Consider the following 7219-nt stretch of genomic DNA (forward strand, 5'->3'; position numbering starts at 1 on the left):
CTTCTTCCTGCATTCCGGCGACACGATCTATGCCGACGGCCTGATCCCCTCCGAGGTCAAGCTTGCCGACGGCAAGACCTGGAAGAACGTCACCATCCCCGAGAAGGCCAAGGTTGCGGAGACGCTGGACGAGTTTCGTGCCGCGCACAAATACAATTTCACCGACGACAATGTCCGCGCCTTCAATGCCGAGGTGCCGATCTTCGTGCAATGGGACGATCACGAGGTGACCAACAATTGGTCGCTGTCGAAGGATCTGCCGGCGAGCTACAAGGTGCGCGACATCTCCCTGCTCGCCGCGCGCGCCGGACGCGCCTTCCACGAAATGTATCCGATGCGCGAGAGCATCATTGAGCCGGGCCGGGTCTATCGCCAGATCTCCTACGGCCCGCATCTCGACGTGTTCGTGCTCGACGAACGCAGCTATCGCGGCCCTAACGGCGCCAATCTCGAGACCGAATACGGCCCGGCCAGCTACTTCCTCGGGCCCGAGCAGATGGCCTGGCTGAAGCGCGGCCTGCTCAATTCGCGCGCGACATGGAAGGTGATCGCCTCCGACATGCCGCTCAGCATCCTGGTTTACGACGATGCGCCGAACAAGAAGGGGTCGGAAGCCTTCGCGCAGGGCGACGGCCCGGTGCGCGGGAGGGAGTTCGAGATCGCCGACCTGCTACGCTTCATCAAGCTGGCGCCGGTCAAAAATACGGTGTGGCTGACCGCAGACGTGCATTACACCGCCGCGCACTATTACAATCCGGACAAGGCGCAATTCCAGGAGTTCGAGCCGTTCTGGGAGTTCGTGTCGGGTCCGCTGCATGCGGGAACGTTCGGGCCCGGCGAGATGGACAACACGTTTGGCCCCGAGGTGCGTTTCGTCAAGGCGCCCGGCCTCGACAAGCAGAACCTGCCGCCGTCCGCGGGCATGCAGTTCTTCGGCCACGTCAAGATCGACGGCGCCTCCGGCCAGATGACGGTGACCTTGCGCGATCGCGCCGACGTCGCGTTGTGGTCGACCACGCTCGATCCGAAGCCCGCCTGAAGCTGATTCAGCCGCCGTGCGCCTGCAAAGCCGCCTCCAGCGCATCGCTGGAGCACGGCTTTTGCAGCCGCGGACGCGCGGCGAACTGCGCGGGAATGCTGGTCTCCGCGCCATAGCCGGTGACGAAGACGAAGGGAATCTCCAGCGCTGCCAGCCGCTCGGCGATCGCAAAGCTCTTCTCGCGGATCAGCTCGACATCGAGCAGCGCGAAGTCGGGCGCACGCCTTGCGATCGCATCCAGCGCCTGCGCCACCGACCCCACGGTGCGCACGCTGCTCACGCCAAAGCCGAGCAGGCGATCCTCGAAATCGATCGCGATGATCGGATCGTCCTCGACGATCAGCACATCGGCAGGGATGTCGGCCGGGGAGGCAGGTATCATGATGTTGGCTATCGAGGGCTGCATGTTGTCACCGTCAGGACAACCTCATGCGATACCTGCGCCCAGCGCATCGGAGGGTTCCCGGAACGAAACTCACCACAGAACAGTTTTGACGTCTGTCCACATGTGCACACAAGCCGTGGCCGGAACTCGCTAATGTGGAGAGGAGGATGGGGGAGTTTGCGATGGATGCGCGTATCAGCAAGACGAGCGAGATCGACAGCCGCCCGGCCAACAATCTGCTGCGGCGATTGAATGCGGCGGACTATGCGCTGCTCGCACCGCATATCACCGTTGGCGACGTCGGTGCGAGCCAGCTGCTCTACAATCCCGGCGACGATGTCCAGATCGTGCACTTTCCCTGCGGGCCGTCGCTCGCGACGTTTCTCGTCCCGAACGAAGACGGCCGCGACGTCGAGACCATCCTGGTCGGCCGCGAAGGCGCGGTGGGCGGCATCGTCAGCGAGGGATTTCTGCCGGCCTATACCCGCATCTGCGTGAAATTCGGCGGACCGTTCGCGCATATTCACGTCGGCAAGCTGGACGCGGCCAAGGCGCACTCGCCGTCGCTGCGCAACATCTTCGCCCGCTATGCCGACTGCATGCTGGCGCAGATCTTCCAGTCGACCGCCTGCAACGCGATCCATTCGATCGAGCAGCGCACGGCGAAATGGATCGTCGCGGCGATGGAGCGGACCGGGGACGAACACAGCGTGCCCTTGACGCATGAGCAGCTCGCCACCTTGCTCGGCGTGGGGCGAAGCTATGCCAGCCGCGTGCTGCAATCGTTCAAGGCGGAAGGCGTGCTCGACACCAGGCGCGGCGCGATCCTGGTCCGCAATCATGACGGCTTGCGGCTGCGCGCCTGCCTCTGCAACGACGCCGTGAAGCTGCATTTCGAGGAGGTGCTGCGCGGGGTTTATCCGACCGAGGAAGCGAGCAGCACGGGGTGACGCTCGCCTCCTTGCCTCTCCTGCTCCGGGCGAGGATGCTGGTGCGCGACGCTGTACGTTCGCCGTGTTATACTAACCCTGCATGAGCGGGGCCCTTCTTCACACTGTCTTCGATGTTGCGGCGTGGTTGGCGGCGGGCGCAGCAGTCTACTGGCTGTCGCGACAAGGCTTGCGGTTTCCGGCGCAATCCTTCGCGCTGCCTTATATCGCCGCGCTGATGTTCGGCGCCGGCCTCGGCGCCTATCTGTTCGGGTCCGCTAATCTGTGGCTGTCGGGCGTGAGCGGCATTGCGCGATCCGTCGAGGGCGCGCTCGCCGGCGGCATCGCGGCCGTCGAGCTCTACAAATGGTCCACGGGGATCGGCGTGCGCACCGGCGCACGGTTTGCACTGCCGCTGGCTCTCGGCATCGCAATCGGGCGGCTCGGCTGCTATTTTGCAGGCCTCGACGATTTCACCTACGGCACGCCGACGGCATTGCCCTGGGGCCACGATTTCGGCGACGGCATTCTCCGCCATCCCGTGCAGCTCTATGAGAGCGCCGCGATGGGCGTGTTCGCGCTGGTCTATGTGCTGGCGGTCTTGAACCGGAACGCGTACGCGATCACCAATGGTTTCTACCTGGTTCTGCTCTTCTATGGAGCGCAGCGCTTTCTCTGGGAATTCCTCAAGCCCTATGGCACGCTGATCGGCCCCCTCACACTGTTTCACCTGCTGTCGCTGTCCATCCTGCTCTACGCCGCAATCATGCTGGCGACGGCGCCCCAAGCGAGACCTGTACATGAACGCGCCGTTGCGTAAGTCGCGCCCCTATATCTTCTGGGGCCAGACCCAGTCCCTTTGCGAGGTCTGCCTGAAGCTGGTGCCGACCAAGATCCAGATCCAGGACAACGAGGTCTGGTACGAAAAGCGCTGCAGGGAGCATGGCGTCCAGTCGACGCTCGTTTCCACCGACGCAACCTACTGGCGCCTGTGCAAGGATTTCATCAAGCCGGGCGACCGGCCACTGCAATTCCAGCACCGCACCGAATTCGGCTGTCCCTATGATTGCGGCCTCTGCTCCGACCACGAGCAGCATTCCTGCCTGGCGCTGATCGAGATCACCGAGCATTGCAATCTCACCTGTCCGGTCTGCTTCGCCGAATCGGCGCCCACGCGAACCAGATTCACCCCGCTTGCGACGGTCGAGAAGATGCTCGACGCGCTGGTTGCCAGCGAGGGCGAACCCGACCTCGTGCAGATTTCCGGCGGCGAACCGACATTGCACCCGGATTTCTTCGAGATCCTCGACGCCGTGCGCGACCACCCGATCCGCCATGTCATGATCAACACCAATGGCCTGCGCATCGCCCGCGAAAAGGATTTCGTGGCACGGCTCGCCGAGAACAAGCGCGGGCTGGAGGTCTATCTCCAGTTCGATTCGCTTCAACGCGATGCGCTGGTCAATCTGCGTGGCGCGGATTTGCGCAAGATCCGCCAGCAGGCCCTGGAAAATCTCGAGCATTTCGGTGTTTCGACCACGCTGGTCGCGACCATCAAACGCGGCATCAACGATGCCGAGATCGGCGATATCGTTCGCCATGCGCTGAGCTGGAAGTGCGTTCGGGGTGTCACGCTGCAGCCGGTGCAGGATGCCGGTCGCAACGAAAATTTCGACAAGAAGGCCGACCGCATCATGCTGTCGGAGATACGCCAGCGCGTCATCGAGACCGGCGTGTTCGGCGACAGCGATATGATCCCGCTGCCCTGCAACCCCGAAAGCATCTCGATCGGCTACGGCTTGCGCAACGGCGAGAAGGTGCTTCCCCTGACGTCGCTGATTCCGCAGGAGCAGCTCGTTGCGGTGATGCCCAACACCATCAGCCCGGAAAAATATCCGATGCTGCGGGAGAAGTTCGTCGATCTGTTCTCGCTGTCATCAGGTCCGCTCAACACCTCCGAGCGCGTCTGCGAATTGCTGTGCTGTCTGCCCAGCTTCGAGGTGCCGCAAGGGCTGACCTACGAGAACGTATTCCGCGTCACCATCGTGCAGTTTCTCGATCGCTTCAATTTCTGCGTCGGCAACGTCAAGCGCAGTTGCATCCATTTCGTCACTGAAAGCGGCGCGATTGTCCCGTTCGACACCTACAACCTGTTCTACCGGAACGGCAAGATCGAGGGCATCCGCGCCGCGCTGGCCGGCCAGACCTATCGCGAGGCAAGCCAAGGCGAGGAGGTGCCGCGATGAGCGATACCGGCACGACTCCTCCGACGCCGCCGCCCCAAGACGACGCGCCTGCGACGGCGCCGCCACGGCGCGACGGTTGCCTGACCGCTTTCATGGTGGTCACCGGCATCGTGCTGCTTTTCCCTGGCCTATGCTTCATCGCATTCGCCGGCCAAGGCGGCGCATTTGTCCTGATTGGATTGGTCCTGATCGGAACTGCGATCTTCCTCTTCATTCGCGTGGCGACCCCACCGAAGCCCCGTCAGTAGCGTGGCACGATGAGCACCATCGACCCCCCGTCCCCGCCTCCTCCGGCCGCCCCGCCGCAGCGCAGCGGCTGCCTGACCGCGTTCATGGCGGTCCTCGGCGTCATCATGCTGCTACCGGGGCTCTGCGCGCTGCTGTTCGGCGGGATGTCCCTGGTGGAAGGCGGAAAGATCGACTCGGACGTCGCACCGCTGGTCTCTTTGGGACTACTCATCGCCATCGGAGGAGCCGCGCTGATCGGGCTGGCCATCAAGGGGCGAAAAGCCCCCACCGATCCCGCAACCCGACCTTAAGTCCCGGGAATTCCCGGACAAAATTCAGTCAACCAACCGGCAAAGAACGCATTGTTTTTTGGCGGTTTTTGCATATATTGCGCCGCAAACGCACGGGGCGCCCGATCGACATGGCCGGGTTTCCTTTTTTGGGCGAAGCAGGCCCCGTTTTCCACGTTTCCAGCGTTGTTCCCGCGAAGAGGTCCCGGTCTGACCGGCGAGATCGCGCTTAACCCATTGTCCGACCGCAAAGAAGCTCACTCATGAATCTTCGTAACGTCGCCATCATCGCCCACGTCGACCACGGCAAGACGACCCTGGTCGACAAGCTCCTCCAGCAGTCCGGCACGTTCCGCGAGAACCAGAAGGTGACGGATCGCGCCATGGACTCCAACGATCTGGAGCGCGAGCGCGGCATCACCATTCTGGCCAAGGCCGCCTCGGTGCAGTGGAAGGACACCCGCATCAACATCGTCGACACGCCCGGCCACGCCGATTTCGGCGGTGAAGTCGAGCGCATCCTGAACATGGTGGACGGCGCCCTGGTGCTGGTCGACGCCGCCGAAGGTCCGCTGCCGCAGACCAAGTTCGTGGTCTCCAAGGCGCTCAAGGTCGGCCTCAAGCCGATCGTCGTCATCAACAAGGTCGACCGTCCCGACGCGCGCCCGACCGAGGTCATCAACGAGGTGTTCGACCTGTTCGCGGCGCTCGACGCCAGCGAGGAGCAGCTCGACTTCCCGATCCTTTATGGATCGGCCAAGCAGGGCTGGATGGCCGAGAGCCCCGAGGGTCCGCAGGACAAGGGCATGGAGCCGCTGTTCGACCTGGTGCTGCGCCATGTCGCGCCGCCGAAGGTCGAGGAGGGCCCGTTCCGCATGATCGGCACCATCCTCGAGGCCAACCCCTATCTCGGCCGCATCATCACCGGCCGCATCTCGTCGGGCGTGCTCAAGCCGAACCAGCAGGTCAAGGTGCTTCACGCCGACGGCAAGCTGGTCGAGACCGGGCGCATCACCAAGATCCTGGCGTTCCGCGGCCTCGAGCGCACCCCGCTCGAGGAAGCCGAAGCCGGCGACATCGTCGCGATTGCGGGCCTGACCAAGGGCACCGTCGCCGACACCTTCTGCGATCCCACCGTCGAGGTGCCGCTGCCGGCCCAGCCGATCGATCCTCCGACCGTGTCGATGTCGTTCATCGTCAACAACTCCCCGCTCGCCGGCACCGAGGGCGACAAGGTGACGAGCCGCATGATCCGCGACCGTCTGCTGCGTGAAGCCGAAGGCAATGTCGCACTCCGCGTCGTCGAATCCGCCGACAAGGATGCGATGGAAGTCTCGGGCCGCGGCGAATTGCAGCTCGCGATCCTGATCGAGACCATGCGCCGCGAGGGCTTTGAGCTCTCGGTGTCGCGTCCGCGCGTCGTGTTCCAGAAGGACGAAGCCACCGGCGGCGCCCTGGAGCCGATCGAGGAAGTCGTGATCGACGTCGACGAGGAGCATTCCGGCGTCGTCGTGCAGAAGATGAGCGAGCGCAAATCCGAGCTGATCGAGATGAAGCCATCAGGCGGCAACCGTCAGCGCCTGGTGTTCTACGCGCCGACCCGCGGCCTGATCGGCTACCAGGGCGAACTGCTCACCGACACCCGCGGCACCGCGATCATGAACCGCCTGTTCCACGGCTATGCCCCGTACAAGGGCGAGATCCAGGGCCGCCGCAACGGCGTCCTGATCTCCAACGACCAGGGCGAGGCGGTGGCCTATGCCATGTTCAAGCTGGAAGACCGCGGCCCGATGATGATCGAGCCGGGCTGGAAGGTCTACAAGGGCATGATCGTCGGCGAGCACACCCGCGACAACGATCTCGAGATCAACGTGCTCAAGGGCAAGCAGCTCACCAATATCCGCACGACCTCGAAGGACGAAGCCGTGCGCCTGACCCCGCCGATCCGCATGACCCTGGAAAAGGCACTCGCCTATATCGAGGACGACGAGCTCGTCGAGGTCACCCCGAAGTCGATCCGCCTGCGCAAGAAGCATCTCGACCCGAACGAGCGCAAGCGCGCGGAAAAGGCCAAGGAAGCGGTGGCGTAAGGCCGCCGCACG

7 protein-coding genes and 1 pseudogene are annotated in these 7219 nt (G+C 63.7%); 7 read left to right on the forward strand and 1 reads right to left on the reverse strand.

Features of this window, described 5'->3' with window-relative positions; all coding sequences use genetic code 11:
- A pseudogene (locus AOQ71_RS00615) lies at positions 1-1039 on the forward strand (alkaline phosphatase D family protein); the annotation flags it as partial.
- Between the two features lie 7 nt (positions 1040-1046).
- On the opposite strand, the gene AOQ71_RS00620 reads toward AOQ71_RS00615, so the two are convergent.
- Positions 1047-1421, reverse strand: a complete 375-nt coding sequence (locus AOQ71_RS00620; protein WP_057740852.1) for a response regulator — start codon at positions 1419-1421, stop codon at positions 1047-1049.
- 185 nt (positions 1422-1606) lie between these two features.
- Here AOQ71_RS00620 and AOQ71_RS00625 point away from each other — a divergent pair, with 185 nt between their 5' ends.
- The 6 genes from AOQ71_RS00625 to typA all read left to right on the forward strand — a co-directional run bounded on the left by AOQ71_RS00625 (position 1607) and on the right by typA (position 7207).
- Complete coding sequence (locus AOQ71_RS00625) at positions 1607-2374, forward strand: Crp/Fnr family transcriptional regulator (protein ID WP_057740567.1); 768 nt, start codon at positions 1607-1609, stop codon at positions 2372-2374.
- Positions 2375-2456: 82 nt separating this feature from the next.
- Positions 2457-3173, forward strand: a complete 717-nt coding sequence (locus AOQ71_RS00630) for a prolipoprotein diacylglyceryl transferase family protein (RefSeq protein ID WP_057740568.1) — start codon at positions 2457-2459, stop codon at positions 3171-3173.
- Entirely contained in the window at positions 3154-4599 is a 1446-nt protein-coding gene (locus AOQ71_RS00635; RefSeq protein WP_057740570.1) for a radical SAM protein, read from the forward strand. The genes AOQ71_RS00630 and AOQ71_RS00635 overlap by 20 nt, the downstream gene beginning before the upstream one ends.
- Positions 4596-4847: a hypothetical protein gene (locus tag AOQ71_RS00640; protein WP_057740572.1), complete on the forward strand. Its 252-nt coding sequence runs from the start codon at positions 4596-4598 to the stop codon at positions 4845-4847. Before AOQ71_RS00635 ends, AOQ71_RS00640 begins: the two co-directional genes overlap by 4 nt.
- Before the next feature lie 9 nt (positions 4848-4856).
- Positions 4857-5138, forward strand: a complete 282-nt coding sequence (locus AOQ71_RS00645) for a hypothetical protein (protein ID WP_057740575.1) — start codon at positions 4857-4859, stop codon at positions 5136-5138.
- A 242-nt stretch (positions 5139-5380) separates the two neighbouring features.
- On the forward strand, positions 5381-7207 hold the full coding sequence (gene typA, locus AOQ71_RS00650) for a translational GTPase TypA (protein ID WP_057740577.1): 1827 nt from the start codon (positions 5381-5383) through the stop codon (positions 7205-7207).
- Positions 7208-7219 lie beyond the last annotated feature (12 nt).

Origin of the sequence: Bradyrhizobium manausense (assembly GCF_001440035.1) — a bacterium.
Taxonomy (GTDB): Bacteria; Pseudomonadota; Alphaproteobacteria; order Rhizobiales; family Xanthobacteraceae; genus Bradyrhizobium; species Bradyrhizobium manausense.

What these genes read in the sequence shown, in the direction of transcription:
- AOQ71_RS00640 (WP_057740572.1), top strand. Translation starts at nt 4,596, where the DNA reads ATGAGCGATACCGGCACGACTCCTCCGACGCCGCCGCCCCAAGACGAC.
- AOQ71_RS00635 (WP_057740570.1), top strand. Translation starts at nt 3,154, where the DNA reads ATGAACGCGCCGTTGCGTAAGTCGCGCCCCTATATCTTCTGGGGCCAG.
- AOQ71_RS00625 (WP_057740567.1), top strand. Translation starts at nt 1,607, where the DNA reads ATGGATGCGCGTATCAGCAAGACGAGCGAGATCGACAGCCGCCCGGCC.
- AOQ71_RS00620 (WP_057740852.1), bottom strand. Translation starts at nt 1,421, where the DNA reads ATGATACCTGCCTCCCCGGCCGACATCCCTGCCGATGTGCTGATCGTC.
- typA (WP_057740577.1), top strand. Translation starts at nt 5,381, where the DNA reads ATGAATCTTCGTAACGTCGCCATCATCGCCCACGTCGACCACGGCAAG.
- AOQ71_RS00630 (WP_057740568.1), top strand. Translation starts at nt 2,457, where the DNA reads ATGAGCGGGGCCCTTCTTCACACTGTCTTCGATGTTGCGGCGTGGTTG.
- AOQ71_RS00645 (WP_057740575.1), top strand. Translation starts at nt 4,857, where the DNA reads ATGAGCACCATCGACCCCCCGTCCCCGCCTCCTCCGGCCGCCCCGCCG.